This is a genomic window from Pyxidicoccus trucidator (genome assembly GCF_010894435.1).
Lineage (GTDB): Bacteria > Myxococcota > Myxococcia > Myxococcales > Myxococcaceae > Myxococcus > Myxococcus trucidator.
In genome coordinates this window covers 627,980-646,529 of sequence record NZ_JAAIXZ010000001.1, presented here as the reverse complement: position 1 = coordinate 646,529, position 18,550 = coordinate 627,980, and the positions used below count along the sequence as shown (strand labels likewise).

Here is an 18,550-nt window from a genome sequence, read left to right as displayed (position 1 = left end):
GCTGTTCGGAAATGTCGGGGGTTTTGCGTCGCGAAATGTCCCGACATTTCCGAACAGCACGCCCCCTGGGCGGCTACGGGGCCACGCAGGCGCCGAGCGCCAGGCCGCGAGACATGTCCGTCTGCGCCCTCGCGTGCTGCGCGAGCGCCGCGGCGCCACCCTCTTCGTACACGCGGCGGGCGACGGCGAGGGCCTCGGCGGCGTGGACCGTCATGGTGGTGCCGGCCGCGTCCGTCACGGCCACGGCGCCGTCCGCCGCCTCCTGGGCCTGGATGAGCAGGGCGCCGGCCTCGTCACGGACGACCATGCCGTTCTCCAGCGGCTCGAAGTAGCGCACCATGGACTCCTGGCCCGCGCGGTCCAGCTGCAGCCGCATCACGCCGGTCTCCGCGTCCCTGGACAGGCGCAGCGTGTCGGTGGGGCTGAGCTTGACGATGCGGGTGCCGTCGTCCTGGCCGTCGACGCTGCCCACGGGGTTGCTGCCGGTCCAGAACTCGATGCTGTTGATGACGAGCGCGTCGATGAGCGCGCCGAGCCCGTAGACGGGGATGATGGTCAGCACGAGGAACATCAGCCACTGCACGAACTTGTTGCCGGAGACGTTCTTGTTGAAGTTCCAGATGCCTTGCGTGAGCTTGAACTGACCGAAGCAGCCGGTGGCGTGGGTGGAGAAGAAACCCGCGCACAGCACGGCGAGCCAGGGGGACGGACGCTTCATCGTGAACCCTCCTCAAGGGGGATGAGGTGACTGGGAGTGCGGCGCCACCATGCCAAGCGTGCACTCCGTGTCACGGCTTTTTCACGCCTGAGTCCGCTGCCCGGCACTTTTCCGCCCCGTGCTCCCGCGGCGCGCAACCCACGCGCCGCGAAGTCCTCGGAGCCCGGCCCTGACACGTGGGCCAGGCCGGTGCCGCGCCGTCAGTCCCCCTCGCTCTGCACCAGCCCGTACTTGTGCAGCAGCGAGTAGAGGTGCTTGCGGTCCAGCTCGGCCTCGCGGGCGGCGCGGGCGATGTTGCCCCGGGCGCGGCCCAGCAGCCGGGTGAGGTACTCACGCTCGAAGGCGCGAATCAGCTCGTCCTTGCAGACCTTGAACGGGCCGGTGAACTCCACGGGGAGGGAGTCCCCGGCGGCGGCGGGGGCCTCGCGGGTGAACTCGCGCAGCAGCGTGTCCCCGGCCAGCTCGGGGATGTCCACCATGTGCCGGGCGCGCTCGAGCGCATTGCGCAGCTCGCGCACGTTGCCCGGCCAGGTGTGCCCGGTGAACTGCTCGCGAATCTTCTCCGGCAGCCGCGTCCACAGCCCCTCGCCGGCGAAGGTGTCCACCAGCAGGGGGATGTCCTCCTTGCGGTCTCTCAGGGGGGGCAGGCTGAAGGTGAAGACGGAGAGGCGGAAGTAGAGGTCCTCGCGGAAGCGGCCCGCCTGCGTCTCGGACCACAAGTCCTTCTTGCTGGCGACGACGATGCGCGCGTCGAAGGAGATGGGCGAGGACGAGCCGAGCCGGCGGAACTCGCGGTCCTCAATCGCGCGCAGCAGCTTGGGCTGGAGGTCCAGGGCCAGGTCGTCGATTTCGTCGAGGAAGAGGGTGCCGCCGTTGGCGCGCTCCAGGCAGCCGATGCGCTGGCCCACCGCGCCGGTGAAGGCGCCCTTCTCGTGGCCGAACAGCTCGCTCTCGATGAGGGAGTCGGACACGCTGGCGCAGTCGAAGACGACGAGCGGCCCGGGGGAGCGGGGGCTGAGCTTGTGGATGGCCTTGGCGGCGGCGCCCTTGCCGGAGCCCGTCTCGCCCACCAGCAGCACGGTGGAGTCGGTGGGGGCGATGCGCTGGAGCAGGGCGAATATCTGCCGCATGGGCACGCTGCGGCCGACCAAATCGCCGAGGCGGTCCTCGACGGTGGGCTCCACCTGGACGGGGGACACCTGCGGGCTGAAGCGCAGGCGCACGTCGCCGACTTCCAGGAGTGCGCCCGGGCGGAGGTACGCCTCGCGCACCTGGGCGCCGTCGAGGAAGGTGCCGTTGGTGGAGCCCAGGTCCTGCACGAGGAAGCGGTCGCCCTGGCGGCGCACCACCAGGTGGTTGCGGCTGACGGTGGGGTGGTCGATGACGACGTCGTTGTCCGAGGCCTTGCCGACGCTGAGCGCCTCGTTGGCCAGGGGGAAGACGGTGCCGGCGCGCTCGGTGTCGAGGAGCACGAGGTGGAAGTGCTGAGCGGACAGCCGCTCCCCTTGCGCCCGTGCGCCGACGACGGTGTGTGTGGGAATGGGGGATGGCGGTAGGGCAGGCATGACTGGCGGGGATTGTAGACGGCTTCGGGACGCGTGGTGACTTCCTGTAGTCCGCACTGTCTCCGCCCAGCGGGCAGCCGAGCGTGGCCGGCCCTGGGACGACCTGCTACGAGGGCCCCCATGCGCACCCCCTCCCTGCTGCTGTTGCTGGCCGCCGCCTGCGCCACAGTCCCCGAGGCGACGCCGCCGCCCGTGGAAGTCTCCTCTGTCACGCCAACCTCCCGCGTCTGGAAGCAGCCCCGCGCGGTGGTGGTGCGTCACGCCACGGTGATGCCGGCCACCGGCCCGGCGCTGGAGGACGGCGCGGTGGCCTTCGTCGACGGGAAGGTGGTGGCGGTGGGCCGTAACGCGGACGTGGCGACGCCCCCGGGGGCCGAGGAGGTGGACGGCACCGGCCTGTTCGTGACGCCCGGCATCATCGACGCGCACAGTCACCTGGGCGTGTACGCCTCGCCTTCCAGTTTCTCAAACGACGATGGCAACGAGGCCACCGCGCCGGTGACGGCCGAGGTCTCCGCCGAGCACGCCTTCTGGCCGCAGGACCCGGGGCTGCGGCGCGCGGCGGCGGGAGGCATCACCTCGCTGCTGGTGCTGCCGGGCAGCGCCAACCTGGTGGGAGGGCGGGGCTACCCGGCGAAGCTGCACTTCGGCCGCTCGGCGGCGGAGATGCGCTTTCCGGGGGCGAAGGACGTCCTGAAGATGGCGTGCGGAGAGAATCCCCGGCGCGTCTATGGCGAGGGGAAGAAGGTGGCGCCCTCCACGCGCATGGGCAACGTGGCCGGCTACCGGCAGGCCTTCGCGCAGGCGCGCGAGTACATGAGCAAGTGGGAGGACTGGCGGACGAAGAAGGAGAAGAAGCCCGACGAGGCGGGCCCCGAGCCGCTGCGCGACTTGAAGCTGGAGACGCTGGCCGAGGTGCTGCGCGGCAACGTCCTGGTGCAGAACCACTGCTACCGCGCGGACGAGATGGCGGTGATGCTCCAGGTGGCGGACGAAGCGGGCTTCCAGATTCGCGCCTTCCACCACGCGCTGGAGGCCTACAAGCTGCGTGACAGGCTGGCGGAGAAGAACGTGGGCGTGGCCACGTGGGCGGACTGGTGGGGCTTCAAGCTGGAGGCGTGGGACGGCATCCCGGAGAACGCGGCGCTGGTGGCGCAGGCGGGCGGGAAGGCCGTCATCCACTCCGACTCGCAGTACGGAATCCAGCGGCTGAACCAGGAGGCGGGCAAGGCGATGTGGCGCGCGCTCGAGTCCGGCATCCCCGTCACCGAGGAGGAGGCGCTGCGCTGGGTGACGCTCAACCCCGCGTGGATGATGGGCGTGGAGGGCGTCACCGGCTCGCTGGAGCCGGGGAAGATGGCGGACGTGGTGCTGTGGAAGGGGCACCCGCTGAGCGTGTACGCGCGGGCGCAGCGCGTGTGGACGGACGGCGTCGTCACCTATGACGCGGCCACGGGCGCGGTGGACCCGAGCGACTTCGAGGTGGGCGACAGCGCCGCCAACGCCGCCAGGCTGGTGGCCGCCGCCGCGCCCGTGCCGTCGCTTCAGGACCTCGGGCTGGCCACGCGCTGCGACGCGGGGAAGGACCGCGCCTGCGCCCAGCCACTGCCGCCAGGCAAGGCGACCTGCACCGCGTTCCAGGGCGTGACGGCCTTCACCGGCACCGCGTGGCTGAAGGACGTCACGGTGGTGGTGGCCGACGGCCGCGTGCGGAGCGTGGGCGCGGCCGTGGCGCCAGCGGGCTGCGAGGCGGTGGACGGGAAGGGCCGGGTGCTGACGCCGGGCCTCATCGACCCGCTGACGGAGTTGGGGCTGGTGGAGGTGGGGGCCGAGGAGACGACGCAGGACGAAGGGCTGCGCGGGGATGCGGCGAAGCAGGACGTGCGCGCGGCGCTCCAGGCCTCGGACAGCATCAACCCGGCGTCGGCCGTCTTTCCGGTGGCGCGGCTGGGCGGGGTGACGGGCGCGGTGGCGGCGCCGAAGGGCGGGCTGGTGGCGGGGCAGAGCGCCTTCGTCACGACGGATGGCGCCATCCGCCAGGCCACGCTGGCCATGCACATCAACCTGGGAGTGACGGGCCGCGACGCGGTGTCCGGCTCCCGGGCGCGCGTGCTGGAGCGGCTGCGCGAATTGCTGTTCGACGCGCGCGAGTACGGCCGGCGCAAGGCGGACTACGAGCAGCGCCGCATGCGCGACGTGGCGGCGAGCCGGCTGGATTTGGAGGCCCTGCAGCCGGTGCTGGCGGGCCGGCTGCCGGTGGTGGTGAGGGCGGACCGCGTGTCGGACCTGCGCGCGGCGCTGTCGCTGGCGAAGGAGTACGGCCTGAAGCTCATCCTCGCCGGGGGCAGCGAGGCGTGGATGGTGGCGCCCGAATTGGCGGCGGCGAAGGTGCCGGTCATCCTCCAGCCCACGCAGAACCTGCCGGCGGACTTCGACAGGCTGAACAGCCGGGGAGACTCGGCGGCGCTGCTGCGCGCGGCGGGCGTGCAGGTGCTCTTCTCCGTGCTGGGTGAGCCCGCGATGGTGCGCACGCTGGCTCAGGAGGCGGGCAACGCGGTGGCGTGGGGCCTGCCGCACACGGACGCGCTGCGCGCGGTGACGCAGGACGTGGCGGCGGCGTTCGGCCTGGACGGAGGCCGGATTGCGCCGGGCGCTCCGGCGGACCTGGTGCTGTGGAACGGCGACCCGCTGGAGCTGTCCTCGCGTCCGGTGGGCATGTGGCTGGCGGGGAAGCAGGTGCCGCTCACCAGCCGCCAGCAGGCCCTGTTCGACAAGTACAAGGTGCTGCCGAAGTAGGGCGCTTCACCTGCAAAAAAGTCAGCGGCCGTCCCCCCGGCGAGGAGGACGGCCGCCGTGCCTTCAGGCTACCCGTGTGGGGTCAGTCACCCGAATAGATGCCGATGCCGCCCGTCACCCACTTCTTGTTGACGGTGTCGTCGTGGCCCATGAAGGCCACGAGCATGCGGCGCTTGTCTCCGGAGCGGTCCGCCTGGATGTCGCTGATGCGCGACATGACGTACTTCCGGCCAAAGGTGTTCAGGCTGTAGTTGGTGATGTCCCCGCCCTTCACGCGGGAGATGCCGCCACCCCAGCTGGCGCCCGCCCAGATGCTGCCGTCCGCCGGGTCCAGGGAGAGGGCCGAGAGGTGCTTCGCCACCAGCCCGGAGCCGTCACCCATCCGCCGCGTCACGTTGCCGCTCGAGTCCAGGTGCGCCAGGCCGTTGGAGAACGAGCTCATCCACACCGAGCCGTCCCGGGCCACCGCGACGCCGGACACGCTGTCCTGCACGCGCTCGTTCGGCTTCGAGTACTCGGGCTTCGCGTCCGGCCACACGTCCAGCTTGTTGGCCATGTTGTTCTCGGTGCCCGTCTGCGCGCGCCAGAAGTTGCCGCCATTCGTCCCGTAGAGGAAGCGCGTGGAGCGGTCCGAGCCGCCGAACCAGACGTCACCGCTCGGGTCCAGGCCCACGCCGTAGTACGCGTCCGTGAGGAGGACGACGCTGCCCGCGGCGTTGAGCGCGTTGATGTGCGGGTGCACGTGCTCCAGCACGCCCGAGCAGCCGAGCTGCCCGTTGCACATGGGCGCGCCGCTGAACTCGGCCTCGCCGCGCGCGAAGCCGTGGTTGGCGCCGAACCAGACGCTGGCCGTGTTCTTGTCGTAGCGGATGCGGAGGATGCTGCAGATCTTCTCGCGGCCGCGCAGCTCGTCCCGCACCACGCCGGGGCCGGAGAAGATGTCGTAGTGGACCACGCTCAGCGTGCCATCCCGCTGCAGCGTCACCTTGTCCGCGTCACCGCTCTTGTAGCGCGCCGGGTCCGGGCTGGGGCCGTCCCAGTTGCTCTCGCAGTGGTCCGCGCCCTTGCCGGGCATGCCCTCGTAGCCCACGAAGACGGAGCCGGCCTTGCCGCCGGACACGGAGATGACCTTGAGGTACTTGGGCCCCGGGGGCGCGCTGCCGTCCGGCATGAAGCCGTAGGGCCGCAGGCCGTCCGCCAGGCCGAAGCGCTGGAACGTCTCCGCGCCCGGCTTCAGCAGGAAGAGCCCCTCCTCGCCACCGGCCACCCAGACGTTGCCGCCCTCGTCCGCCGTCACGCCGTACACCGTCTGCGGGCCGCCCTGGTCCACGCCGTAGAACTTCCAGCCCGGCGCCGCGGGCAGGGGCGGAATCTCCACGCTCCGGCCCGGAGGCGGCGGCTCGGTGCCCCCGTCGGGCGGAGGCGTCGTGCCTCCATCCGGAGGCGGCTGCTGGGTGCCACCGTCGGGCGGCGGCTGCTCGGTGCCTCCGTCGTCGGGAGGCGGCGTGCCCGCGTCCGTGCCGCTGTCCGGCACGCCACCATCGCCCCACGGCGGGTTCGTGGGAGGCGGCAGCTCACCCGGCCGCTCGTCCTGGGGGTTGGGGTCATCCATCCCCGGGTTGCCCCGCTCCGACTCGTCGCTGCCCTTGGAGGCGCAACCCACCGTCGTCCACATCGCGCCCGCCATGAAGAGCGCGCCCGCCCAACGCCATCCGCGCGTCATCCGCCACCACCCCTGCGAAGAATCCAGAAACCGGCCGCCCTGGACGGGCCACCGCGTCCGCGCCCCTCCCTTCGCAAGGCGGATGCCAGCCCCGAGTGTCCCTGGAGGGGGGAGGAGCGTCCGCTCCCGGACACGCGGTGGGCAACCCCGTTCCCACCGTGTGCACGGGGTTGTCCCGGCCAGCCCCGGAAACGTGCTAGGCCGTGGGACGATGGGTGGCAACGACGCGCGGGGCCGGACGCCGCTTTCACTGGTGGGGCAGGAGCCGGACCTCCTCTTCTACACGCGGCAGGCAAACGAGCACGGCGAGCCCGTGCTGGTGCTGGGCGCCGCCAACGGCCGCGTGGTGTGGGCGCTGGCCGAGCATGGCTTCACCACGGTGGGCGTGGACCCGTCCGAGGTGATGATCCGCTCCGCCGAGGAGCGCCGCGCCTCGGAGTCCGCCGAGGTCTCCAACCGCGCCCGCTTCCAGGTGATGGACCTGCGCTCGCTGCGCCTGCCGGACCGCTTCCCGCTGGTGCTGGCCCCGCAGCACGCGCTGGGGCTGATGCAGGGCAATGACGACCTGGAGGCCTTCCTGGCCACGGTGCGCTACCACCTGGCCCCCGGCGGCACCTTCGTCTACGACGTGCTCAACACGCCCCGCGAGCCGGTGCTCCCGCGCGACGACGAGGAGCCCGGCGCCGGCCTGGAGCCGCGCCGCCCGCTGTTCGCCCTGCACCTGCGCGAGCGCAAGCAGCCCGGCGGCCCCAGCCCCATCCGCCGCCTCAAGCTGCGGCACTTCTCCCCCGAGGAGTTGGACACGGCCCTCAACGCCGCCGGCCTCGTCCCGCGCGAGCGCTACGGCCGCTTCGACGGCAAGCCCTTCGACCTCGAGGACTCGCGCCACATCGGCATCGCCGGGCCCTGAGCGGGAGCCTCTCGCCCGAGACGCCCAGGCTCCCCAGTTCCCAGGCCCCAGGCTCGGAGCCCCCGTCAGCGCTCGAAGCGGTAGCCCAGGCCGCGCACGGTGAGGAAGTGGCGGGGCGCCTCCGGGTCCGGCTCGAACTTCAGCCGGAGCTGGCGCATGAAGTTGTCCACGGTGCGGGCGCTGCCCTCGTAGTGGTAGCCCCACGCGCCGGACAGCAGCTCCTCGCGGGTGAAGGTGCGCCCCGGGTGCCCGAGGAAGTGGGCCAGCAGCTTGAACTCCTGCGCCGTCAGCTCCACCTGCGTGCCGTTGCGGGCCACGGTGCGCGCGGTCATGTCCACGCTGACGTCGCCGAACGTCACCGGCGGCGGCGCCGCGCCCACCGTGGGGTAGCGGCGGCGCAGCACGGCCTTGATTCGCGCCAGCAGCTCCTGGAGGCCGAACGGCTTCACCACGTAGTCGTCCGCGCCCAGGTTGAGGCCCAGAATCTTGTCCGTCTCCATGCCCTTGGCGGACAGCACCACCACGGGCGTGTCCCGGCCGCGCTGGCGCAGCTCCTTGAGGACCTCGAAGCCGTTGAGCTCCGGCAGCATCAAGTCCAACACCACCAGGTCCGGCGCCTCGTCCAGCGCGCGCGCCAGCCCCGTGCGGCCGTCCTGGGCCTGGAGCACCTCGTAGCCCTCGAAGCGAAGGTTCATGGACAGGCCGGCGAGGATGGACAGGTCATCCTCCACCACCAGGATGCGCCGCGTCGTCTCCGTCATGCCTTCCCCACCGGCAGGTGGATGGTGAACCGGCTGCCCTTGCCGGGCTCGCTCTGCACGCCGATGCGTCCGCCGTGAGCCTCGATGATTCGCCGGGCGATGGCCAGCCCCAGTCCGCTGCCCTCCGTGCGCCGTGTCAGCAGGTTGTCCACGCGGTAGAAGCGCTCGAAGATGCGCTTGCGCTCCTTCGTGGGGATGCCCACGCCGTTGTCCTCCACCATGAGGTCCACGAACCTGCCCCCGGCGCGCGCGGACAGGGTGATGCGCCTGTCGTCCGGGCCGCTGTACTTGTACGCATTCTGGAGCAGGTTGAGCAGCGCCCCGGCGATGGCGTCCTTGTCCGCGTCCAGCCGCGGCAGGCCCTCGGGCACGTCCAGCTTCAGCTCCACGCCGCCCTCCAGCCGCTGCGCGCGGAAGGCCGCCACGGCCGCCTCCACCACCTCGGTCACCGGCAGGGGCGTGCGCTGGTACACCTTGCGGCCCCCCTCGATTCGCGCCCAGTCCAGCACGCGCTCGATGAAGATGGACAGGCGCTCCGTCTCGCGCGTCAGCAGGGTGAGCACCTCCTGCATCTGCGCGGGGTCCTTCAGCCGGCCCAGGGCGAGCGTTTCGATGAACATGCGGATGGAGGTGAGCGGCGTGCGCAGCTCATGGCTCACCAGCGACACGAAGTCCGTCTTCATCCGGGACAGCTGGGCCTCGCGGTAGAGGGCGCGGCCCGTGTAGGCGACGCCGAAGGTGAGCGTCAGGTAGAAGAGGCCCAGCAGCACGCCGTACACCACGCGGTTGCGCGTGGAGGCGCGCGCCACCGGGTCCTCGCCGGTGGGCAGCACCACCAGCCGGAAGTCCTGGAGGGGCGGGTCCAACACGCGCTCGGCGAGCCCCACCGGGGCCAGGGCGCTGGCGCGCGCCTGCGCCACCTCCGACACCAGCTTGCCCATCAGCCCGCCCTCGCTCACGACTTCGCGCGGCACGGGCAGCAGGGTGAAGAGCACCGGCTCGCCGGACACCACGCGCGAGTCCACCCGCTCGGCCAGCAGCGACTCCAGCGCCCGTACCGACAGGCGCACGCCGCGCACGTCGTCGCCCCGCCGCTCGGCCGCCACCAGCAGCGCGCGGCCGCCCGCCGCCAGCGAGAAGACGGTGGGCTCGGTGGGCACGGAGCCGGCCTCCGGGAGCACGGCCGTGAAGGCCTCCATCAACTGGGGGTCGCTGGTGTGGACGCGTCCGTCCTCGACCTGGAAGGTGCCGTCCGGCTCCGACACCACCCGACCGTCCGGCATCCGCAGGCTCAGCGCGCCCGCCTCCTCCACCAGGTCGGCCGAGGCCAGGGCCCGGGGCAGCTCCGCCGACAGGGACTCCAGCGTCCCGCGCCAGGCGGACTCCAGCCGCTTCTCCACCGCGGCGCGCTCGTTGATGATGGCCACCACCCCGAAGCCGGACAGGCCGGCGGACGGCACCACCACCAGGACGATGAGCAGGGCGAACGTGCGCCGGAAGTTGAGGATGACAGGGGGGGAGCGCGCCACGACTCCACTCCTTTACTCCCACCCGGTGCCACATGCTCGTGGCGTTTCACCCAGGGGGTGGCCCCGGACTGTCCATCGCCCACACACCGGGTGTGGAAGGAATCGACTTTCGGGGGGTTCTGGTGCAAGCATGTGGGGTCGCGGGGGAGGCGAGCGACCAGGGCCGGCCGCCAGTTCCCCCTCACATGACGCAGGTGTCCCGGAGTCTGGCGCGGGCGGGTGGGTGGTGGCCGGGACGTCGCGAGGAGGACATTCCCTATGAGACGGCACGTTCTTGCCGTGGTGCTGGCTTCGACGCTGGGGCTGGCGGCGTGTGGTGACCGCCAGGCCGAGGCGACGTGGAACAACTCGTCGGGCTCGGTGGCGCTCAGCCGCGATGACGCCTTCCTGTACGTGGTGGACGCCGACAACGGCGTGCTCGCGGTGGTGGACACCGGGCGCGGCGAGAAGGTGGGCGAGGTGAAGGTCGGCCGCGGCCCCGAGCGCGTGGTGGTGGGGCCGGACGACACCGTCTACGTCTCCAACCGCGCCGAGCGCACCGTGTCCGTCATCCGCCGGGGTGACTGGAACGAGGCGGCGCGCATCCCCGTGGGCGTGGAGCCCATGGGCCTCGCCGTGACGCCGGGCGGGGACACGCTGTACGTGGTGAACAGCACCGCGCTGGACTCCACCGAGCACGGCACGCTGATGGCCGTGGACACGCGCTCGCTGTCGGTCCGCTGGGAGCTGCCGGTGGGCGAGGAGCCGCGCGGCATCGCCCTCGTGGACGGCGGCAAGCGCGCGCTCGTCAGCCTCTTCCGCCACAGCGACATGGTGATGGTGGACCTGTCGGACTCCGGCCGGCCCCGCGTCATGAAGGAGCGCACGGACCTGTACTCGCGCGCCAACGTGCGCGACCCCTCGCAGCCCACCACGGACCGGTTTACGGGCCTGGAGGTGAACCTCTCCTTCCGGCCGCGCGGCATGGCGGACGTGGTGCTGACGCCGGACGGCGAGCGCGCCCTGGCCCCGGTGCTGTGGGCCCGCGAGGACCCCCTCGGCGGCACGACGCAGCCGGGCATGCCTTCCGGCGGCGACTCGCTGTACGGCGGCGGCAGCCCGTGCAGCTCGGCCGGCGTGGTGGCCCCGGGCATCGTCACCTTCGACACGGAGGATGGCACGCCGGTGGTGGACGACCTGGACCAGTGCCGTCCGCCCCCGGAGGAGATGCCGGACTTCCCGCCCTCCACCATCGTCAGCCCGGAGCCCACGCACGCCATCCAAGGCCCGGTGGCCGCGGTGGTGGACCCGTCGGGCCTCTGGGTGTTCGTGGTGAACCGCGAGACGGACAACGTGGCCATCATCCCCACGGACCGCCGCTCCGGGCCGGACATCACCAACTTCACCGGCAGCAGCGTGCGCCAGCTCATCCGCGTCGGCTCCGGGCCCAGCGGCATCGCCATGACGCGGGACGGGCGCAAGGCGTACGTCTACAACGCGTTCGACCACACGGTGACGACGCTGGTGAGCGACGGCTCCTCCGGCGTGGCCAACGTGCGCGCCGAGGGCCAGCCGCTGCCGGTGGCCGGCGACACGCTCGAGCCCCACGCGGTGGCGGGCCGCAAGCTGTTCTTCTCCGCGCTGGACTCGCGCATGACGAGCGCCTCGGTGGGCGCCTCCTGCGCGTCCTGCCACCTGGACGCCCGGGATGACGGCCACGTCTGGGGCTTCCCGGACGGCCCGCGCCAGACGCCCAGCCTCGCGGGCCGCAAGGTGACGCAGACGGGCCCGTTCCACTGGAGCGGCGAGTTCCCCACGCTGCGCGACTTCCTGGACACCACGGTGCGCAAGCGCATGGGCGGCTCGGCGCTGGACGGCGTCATGGTGTCGCAGCTGTCCTCCTTCATCGACGTCATCCCCGCGCCGGACAACCCGCACAAGCGCGAGACGCTCACCGACGCGCAGGCCCGTGGCGCGCTCGTCTTCAAGAAGGCCGCCTGCGACGGCTGCCACGAGGGCGAGACGCTCACCAACAACAAGCAGGCCGACGTGGGCACCTTCATCGTCACGGGCCCCATCCAGGACGACGCCAACGTGCGCAAGGTGGGCCTCAACACGCCGTCGCTGCTGGGCCTGGCCCGCACGGCGCCGTACCTGCATGACGGCAGCGCCCTGACGCTGAAGGAGCGCTTCGTCCAGGGCCGGCAGAGCAACCAGCACGGCTCCACGTCGCACCTCAGCGACGCGGAAATCGACGACCTGGTGGAGTACCTGCGCACGCTGTGAGCGCGCGGGGCCCGTGAGGGCCTGTCGCCGTCGGGGGCCGCTTCCGCGCGTCGCGGGGCCGGCCCCCGCGCCGTTTCAGGGCTCGCCCGCGTCGGCGGGCGGCGTGGCGAGCAAGGCCGGGGTGGTGGCGCCGAGGGTGGAGCGCGCCACGTCCAGCGCCCGGTCCGCGTCCACGCCCAGCCAGGTGACGACGAGCGCGCAGGGCGTGTCGTCGTCCCACGTCATCACCTGGAGCATGCCCTGGGCGGGCGCGCGGCGGACGGCGGCGCGGCCCAGCGCGGGCACCTCGGTGCCTCCGGCGCGCAGGGTGGGGGCCAGCAGCGAGTGCACGTCCGCCTGCGTGTAGCGGGGGTTGCAGTCCCAGGCCACCGACACGGAGGTGTCCGCGTCCGCCGTCGAGCGGAAGGCGCACAGCGGGCCGCACGTGGGGCACGCGCGCTCCTCCCGCATGGAGAAGCCGGGCAGCATCAATTCGCGCACGTCCGTGGGGAGCAGCACGTCGCAGCCCGGAAGCGCCAGCGCGCCGGCCTGGGCCCTGAGGCCCGCGCCGGGGCCCGCGTCCGCCGAGGTGGCGTCTCCGGTGCGGGCGCGGCATGCGCCCAGCGTCAGTGCCACGACCAGTGCCGCGCGCCCTCCTGCCCTCATCCCGTGGTCTCTCCCTGGCGCACGTCGGCGCGGCGCGGATGGTAGACCGGAGGAAGGCCGCGGCGGCCACGTTTCCCGTGGGGGGGTGCCCGCTTCCGGACGGCTCTCCCGCCGGCTCGGGGAGCGGGCGGGCTTCCCTCGTGTCGTCCTGCCCGGTGGTTTAAGCTCCTGCCCGCTTCCATGGTCTCCCCCCGCCTCCTCATCCTGCTGCTGCTCGTCCCGGGCGTGCCCGTCCTGGCGCAATCCTCCGAGGCGCCCGCCGCGCGCAACCCGACGCCGGACGAGGCCTGGGCCGCGCCCGGCGGTGAGGTGGAGGCTCCCCGGCGCAACAGCGCTCCGGACGATGCCGCGTGGCAGGACTTCCCCGGCGCCACGTCGGTGCCGACGGGGGGCGACGCCGCGGCGCTCCCGAAGCTGCCCGAGGTGCCGCCCCTCGTCCCGGTGGATGATGACCGGGTGGCCTCTCCCGCGCGGCGTGCGCCGCGGCCTCCGCCCGGCCCGCCGCCGGTGCCCAACCGGGTGAGCCTGCTGGGCGCGCGCACGGTGGGGGCGGGAGGGCTCGCGGCGGGCTTCTCACTGGGCTTCCCCACGCTGTCCGCCCGGGTGGCGTATGGCGTGCTGCCGCGCGTGGACGTCATCGCCGGCGTGGACAGCCTCTACGGGATGATGAACGAGCTGCGCCTGGGCGGGCGGTGGATGGTGCTGGACGGCGGCCCGCGGTGGAGCGTGGGGCTGGCGGTGGAGGGGGGCAAGGCCTTCTTCCTCCGGCCGGCGAGCGTGGAGCTGAGGGGCGCGCGCTACCTCAGCGGCCGGCGCAACTGGAACGTGCTGCCCGGCATCGTCGCCAACCTCCAGCGCAAGGGGCCGCTCTCCGCGCGCCTGTTCCTGGACGTGCGCTACCACCTCTCCCTGGACACGGAGCCGCTGCAGCGCACGCCGCTGGGGGGCCTGCCGCCGTCGGTGGTGACGGGCAGCGCCTTCCCCATCCGCTTTGGCGCCGAAGTGCCCCTCAGCGAGAAAACGTCCTACTCTGTGACAGTGGGTGGCGATGTGCGGACGCGTCCCGAGGACGCGGACTTCATGCCGGTCCTCTCCCTCGGCGTCGTCACCGGTCTCTAGCGGCGCGAGCCGCCCCCCCTCCAGCGAGGTCCTGCATGCGTGGCAGTGTCATCGGCTCCGGCTCCTTCGGTACAGCCCTGGCGAACGTCCTCGCGGTGAACTGCGAGGAGGTGCGGCTGTGGGGCCGGGAGCCCTCCGTCGTCGAGGCCATCAACACCCGGCACGAGAACCCCACCTACCTCAAGGGCATCCCCATCTCCGAGCGCGTGCGCGCCACCAACAGCCTGGAGGAGGCGCTCGCCGGCTCGGAGCTGGTGGTGCTGGCCACGCCCAGCCACGCCACGCGCGAGGTGGTGGCGAAGGCGAAGCCGTACCTCCCGCGCCACGTGCCCCTCATCACCGTGTCCAAGGGGATTGAGAACGAGACGCTGCTGACGATGACGGAGCTGCTGGAGGACTGCCTGCCGGAGGAGTTCCATCCGTACATCGCGGTGCTCTCCGGGCCCAGCTTCGCCAAGGAGCTGGCCAGGCGCATGCCCACGGTGGTGACGATTGCGTCCCACTGGGACAAGGTGGCGGTGCGCTGCCAGAAGGCGCTGCAGACGGAGACGTTCCGCAGCTACACGTCCACGGACGTGGTGGGCGTGCAGTACGGCGGCGCGCTGAAGAACGTGATTGCCATTGCCGCGGGCATGGCGGACGGGCTGGGCATGGGCCACAACGCGCGCGCGGCCATCATCACCCGGGGCCTGGCGGAGATTACGCGCCTGGCGGTGCGCAAGGGCGCCAACCCACTGACGCTCTCCGGCCTGTCCGGCATGGGCGACCTGGTGCTGACGTGTACGGGCGAGCTGAGCCGCAACCGGCACGTGGGCATGGAGCTGGGCAAGGGCCGCAAGCTGCCGGACATCCTCGCGGAGATGAAGGAGGTCGCCGAGGGCGTGAAGACGGCGAAGAGCGCCCGGGACTTGGAGCTCAAGACGGGCGTGGAGCTGCCCATCTGCCATCAGGTCTACCTGATTGCCTACGAAGGCAAGAACGCGAAGGCCGCGGTGGTGGACCTGATGACGCGCCAGCCGAAGTCGGAGCTGTCGGGCGGCTGAGTCAGTACTGCCGCACGCTCGGGTCCGGCGTCGCGCCGCGGATGCGCCACACGGTGAGCCGCTGCGAGTTGGTGTGGCTCACCACCAGCCCCTCCTTCAGCATCTGCTCCAGGAGGTGGTTCGTCTTGAGCCGGTCCAACCCCACGGCCTTGGCCAGCATGTCGCCGGGCATGCCGCTGATGTTGCGGCGCAGCTCGTTGACGATGGCGCGCTTGAACTCGTTCTTCTGCAGGCCGTCCAGGTCCTGCGTCCTCCACGCCTGGAGGATGCCCGCGGCGATGATGACCAGCGTCAGCACCGCCAGCGAGGGGTAGATGATGTGACTGTTCTGCTCCAGCAGCTCGAAGTACTTCGGTGACAGGGAGGAGACCGGCTTGGTGTAGTCCGGCGCGGCCTGTGCGAGCAGGCCCTGGAGCGGCAGCAATGAAATGGAAGTAGGCACGGCGCCCCCGACTCTAGAGGGTGCCGTGCCTGTCCGGCAACAGCCTGTCCGTCCCCGTCAGACGGCGCCGATGGCCTCGGTGGCGCCCTCGGCGAACAGGGTGGTGTCCGCCTTGGCCAGCAGGGACGCCAGCCCCTCGCGCGTCGAGGCGCTGATGGCCACGCCGCCCTTGGAGCGCAGCAGCGACTCCACCTCTTCCGGCGACAGCTTGTCCGCCTTGTTCCAGACCATGAGGCGCGGCTTCTCCATCAAGTCCAGCGACTCGAGGATGTTCTCCACCGCCTCCACCTGGTCGTCGCAGCTCGGGTCCGCCGCGTCCACCACGTGCAACAGCAGGCTGGCGTCGTACAGCTCCTCCAGCGTGGCGCGGAAGGCCGCCACCAGGTCCTTGGGCAAGTCCCGGATGAAGCCCACCGTGTCGGTGATGATGACCTCCCGCTCCTGCGGGAAGCGCAGCCGCCGGCTGGTGGGGTCCAGCGTGGCGAACAGCTTGTTCTCCGTCAGCACGTCCGCGTTGGTAATCGCGTTGAGCAGCGTGGACTTGCCCGCGTTGGTGTAGCCGACGATGGAGATGACGGGCAGCTCGCGCCGGTTGCGCTGGGCCCGCCGCACGCTGCGCTCGCGGCTGATGGCGTCGATGCGCTTCTCCAGATTCGTAATCCTGTCGCGCACCCGGCGTCGGTCGATTTCCAGCTTCGTCTCGCCAGGGCCGCGTCCGCCGATGCCACCCGCGAGCCGGCTGAGCGAGTCGTCGCTCTGCACCAGCCGGGGCAGCCGGTACTTCAGCTGCGCCAGCTCCACCTGGAGCTTGCCCTCGGCGCTCTGCGCGCGCTGCGCGAAGATGTCGAGGATGAGCTGCGAGCGGTCCAGCACCTTGAGGCTGGTGGCCTCGCCGATGTGGCGCCCCTGCGACGGGGTGAGGTCCTTGTCGAAGATGAGCAGGTCCACCATGGACTGCATGGAGCGCAGGTTCAGGTCCTCCAGCTTGCCGCGGCCGATGAGGTAGCGCGGGTCCGCCTCGCGGCGCACCTGGAGCACGCTGTCGATGACCTCCACGCCCGCGGTGCGCGCCAGCTCCTTCAGCTCCGCGAGGCTGGCCTCGGCCTTGCCGCGGTTGCCGTCCAGGCACACCGCCACGAGGATGGCCTTCTCCCGGCCTCCGACGGTGCGGGCGGCCGCCTTGCGGTTGAACTCCTCCTCCAGCGCGCCCAGCGTGTCTTCCAGGTTGGGTTGCTCCCCGTGGACGGAGGGCAGGGTGGCGACGTGCCAGAACTCCCCGCTGCCGTTCTCCGGCACCAGGTACGCGTAGTGGAGCACGCCGGGCAGGCCCTCCGCGCCCACGCCGATGGCGGCCACGCAGTCCAGGCGCAGCAGCGCGAGGTCCGTCAGGTCGTCCTTCGTCAGCGGCTCGCTCTTGAGGTGGGTGTGGACCAGCCGCAGGCCACGCAGACGAATCTGGCCCGCGCGGGCGCGGCCGATGTCCGGCAGCTCCAGCTTGTGCGCGTTGCCCACCACCACATGCTCGATTTCGCCCTTGCGGTTGATGAGCACACCCACCTGCCGGTTCGTCTCACGCGACAGCTCGGTGAGGTGGCGGGCAAGCTCGGGCGACACGATTTCGTGCGGCGACACGCGCCGCCGGAAGGTGTTCCGCAGCCGGTGCTGCTCGCTCGACTTCAGGCCCAGGGTGTTGCCGTGGATTTCCTTCAAACCGTTTCTCCTGGTGGGGGCGCCAGGCCCCCACGCATCCGGAACTTTATATGGCCACCGGCGGGGTGGGTTTCATGTCCCCGTACGTTCCCGCTGTTCGTTCCCGCTGTTCGTTCCGAGGACAGCGACAGGGGTGAACACACGGATGACGCGCCCTGTTTCCGATTCTGACCTACGCTGGTGACTGTGAGTTCGATTCCCGCTGGCCGCACCGCCCTGCGCGCCGCCCGTCGCGTGGTGGTGAAGATCGGCACCAACGCGCTGACGAACGCCACCGGGCGCTTCAACCGTCCCCACTTCGATGCGCTGGGCCGGGATTTGTTGTGGGCGGCCCAGGGGCGGGAATTGGTGGTGGTCTCCAGCGGCGCCATCGCCCTGGGCGTGGAGCGCCTGGGCCTGCCGGGCCGCCCCAAGGACATTCCCGGCAAGCAGGCGTGCGCGGCGGTGGGCCAGAGCCGGCTGATGCAGGCCTATGAGGAAGCCTTCAGCGGGGCGGGCCGGGCCGTGGCCCAGGTGCTCCTCACCCACGAGGACGTGCAGGACCGGCGGCGCTACCTCAACGTGAAGCACGCCCTGGAGCGGCTGCTGGCGGCGGGGGTGGTGCCCGTCATCAACGAGAACGACACCGTGTCCGTGGACGAGCTGAAGTTCGGCGACAACGACACGCTGGCCGGGCTGGTGGCGGGCGTGGTGGAGGCCGAGGCGCTCGTCCTCCTCTCGGACGTGGAGGGGCTCTACACCGGGGACCCTCGCCGGGATGAGGGCGCGGAGCTGATGCTCTCCGTGGAGCAGGTGACGCCCGAGGTGCTGGCCCTGTCCGGCGACACCACCAGCGGCGTGGGCACCGGCGGCATGGCCACCAAGGTGCGCGCCGCCGCGCGGGCCACGGAGTCCGGCATCCGCTGCGTGATTACCTCCGGCGCGGTGCCGGGCCGGCTGCGTGAGGTGCTGGAGGGCGAGCCCGTGGGCACCCTCTTCGAGCCCACCGGCAACCGCCGCAGCGCCCGCGCCGCGTGGATAGCCCACGCCCTGCGGCCTCGGGGACGAATCACGGTGGACGCGGGGGCGCGCGAGGCCATCGTCACCGGCAAGCGCAGCCTGCTGCCCAGCGGTGTGCGCGGCGTGGAGGGGGACTTCGGCCGGGGAGACCCGGTGGACCTGGCGGACGCGTCCGGCGCCGTGTTCGCCCGGGGCCTCGCCGCCTATGACGCCAACGAATTGCGGCGCATCGCCGGCCGGCGCACGACGGACATCGAGGCGGTGCTGGGCTACCGCTACCTGGACGAGGCGGTGCACCGCGACGACCTGGCGGTGCTGTAGGAGC

Annotated in this window: 14 protein-coding genes; 6 read left to right on the top strand and 8 right to left on the bottom strand. The window is 71.8% G+C overall.

Features of this window, described 5'->3' with window-relative positions:
- Positions 1-73 precede the first annotated feature (73 nt).
- Together G4D85_RS02800 and G4D85_RS02795 are read right to left on the bottom strand one after the other, a co-directional pair.
- Positions 74-718: a DUF3332 domain-containing protein gene (locus tag G4D85_RS02800; RefSeq protein WP_164007595.1), complete on the bottom strand. Its 645-nt coding sequence runs from the start codon at positions 716-718 to the stop codon at positions 74-76.
- Between the two features lie 200 nt (positions 719-918).
- Complete coding sequence (locus G4D85_RS02795; protein WP_164007593.1) at positions 919-2,283, bottom strand: sigma 54-interacting transcriptional regulator; 1,365 nt, start codon at positions 2,281-2,283, stop codon at positions 919-921.
- Positions 2,284-2,403: 120 nt separating this feature from the next.
- On the opposite strand from G4D85_RS02795, the gene G4D85_RS50175 reads away from it, so the two are divergent.
- Complete coding sequence (locus G4D85_RS50175) at positions 2,404-5,079, top strand: amidohydrolase family protein (RefSeq protein ID WP_164007591.1); 2,676 nt, start codon at positions 2,404-2,406, stop codon at positions 5,077-5,079.
- 82 nt (positions 5,080-5,161) lie between these two features.
- Here the strand turns inward: G4D85_RS50175 and G4D85_RS02785 are convergent, their stop codons facing one another.
- Positions 5,162-6,802: a proline-rich domain-containing protein gene (locus tag G4D85_RS02785; RefSeq protein ID WP_164007589.1), complete on the bottom strand. Its 1,641-nt coding sequence runs from the start codon at positions 6,800-6,802 to the stop codon at positions 5,162-5,164.
- Between the two features lie 211 nt (positions 6,803-7,013).
- Between G4D85_RS02785 and G4D85_RS02780 the strand changes: the two genes are divergently transcribed.
- A complete protein-coding gene (locus tag G4D85_RS02780) occupies positions 7,014-7,712 on the top strand; it encodes a class I SAM-dependent methyltransferase (protein ID WP_164007588.1) in 699 nt (232 codons plus the stop codon).
- 65 nt (positions 7,713-7,777) lie between these two features.
- On the opposite strand, the gene G4D85_RS02775 is transcribed toward G4D85_RS02780, so the two are convergent.
- A complete protein-coding gene (locus tag G4D85_RS02775) occupies positions 7,778-8,473 on the bottom strand; it encodes a response regulator transcription factor (RefSeq protein WP_164007586.1) in 696 nt (231 codons plus the stop codon).
- Positions 8,470-10,002, bottom strand: a complete 1,533-nt coding sequence (locus G4D85_RS02770; protein ID WP_164007584.1) for a sensor histidine kinase — start codon at positions 10,000-10,002, stop codon at positions 8,470-8,472. The genes G4D85_RS02775 and G4D85_RS02770 overlap by 4 nt, the downstream gene beginning before the upstream one ends.
- 258 nt (positions 10,003-10,260) lie before the next feature.
- Between G4D85_RS02770 and G4D85_RS02765 the strand changes: the two genes are divergently transcribed.
- Positions 10,261-12,267, top strand: coding sequence for a c-type cytochrome (locus tag G4D85_RS02765; RefSeq protein ID WP_164007582.1), 2,007 nt, complete (start codon positions 10,261-10,263; stop codon positions 12,265-12,267).
- Positions 12,268-12,342: 75 nt separating this feature from the next.
- Here G4D85_RS02765 and G4D85_RS02760 read toward each other — a convergent pair whose 3' ends face one another.
- Complete coding sequence (locus G4D85_RS02760; RefSeq protein WP_164007580.1) at positions 12,343-12,912, bottom strand: hypothetical protein; 570 nt, start codon at positions 12,910-12,912, stop codon at positions 12,343-12,345.
- Positions 12,913-13,092: 180 nt separating this feature from the next.
- On the opposite strand from G4D85_RS02760, the gene G4D85_RS02755 reads away from it, so the two are divergent.
- A complete protein-coding gene (locus G4D85_RS02755) occupies positions 13,093-14,031 on the top strand; it encodes a hypothetical protein (protein ID WP_164007579.1) in 939 nt (312 codons plus the stop codon).
- A gap of 35 nt (positions 14,032-14,066) precedes the next feature.
- Positions 14,067-15,074: an NAD(P)H-dependent glycerol-3-phosphate dehydrogenase gene (locus tag G4D85_RS02750; RefSeq protein WP_164007577.1), complete on the top strand. Its 1,008-nt coding sequence runs from the start codon at positions 14,067-14,069 to the stop codon at positions 15,072-15,074.
- Position 15,075: 1 nt separating this feature from the next.
- Here G4D85_RS02750 and G4D85_RS02745 read toward each other — a convergent pair whose 3' ends face one another.
- Positions 15,076-15,516 carry a hypothetical protein gene (locus G4D85_RS02745; RefSeq protein WP_164007575.1) on the bottom strand — a complete coding sequence of 147 codons (441 nt, stop codon included), beginning with the start codon at positions 15,514-15,516 and terminating at the stop codon, positions 15,076-15,078.
- Between the two features lie 57 nt (positions 15,517-15,573).
- Complete coding sequence (hflX, locus tag G4D85_RS02740; RefSeq protein ID WP_164007573.1) at positions 15,574-17,226, bottom strand: GTPase HflX; 1,653 nt, start codon at positions 17,224-17,226, stop codon at positions 15,574-15,576.
- A 186-nt stretch (positions 17,227-17,412) separates the two neighbouring features.
- Between hflX and proB the strand changes: the two genes are divergently transcribed.
- Positions 17,413-18,546, top strand: coding sequence for a glutamate 5-kinase (gene proB / locus G4D85_RS02735; RefSeq protein WP_164007571.1), 1,134 nt, complete (start codon positions 17,413-17,415; stop codon positions 18,544-18,546).
- The last annotated feature ends 4 nt before the right edge of the window (positions 18,547-18,550 follow it).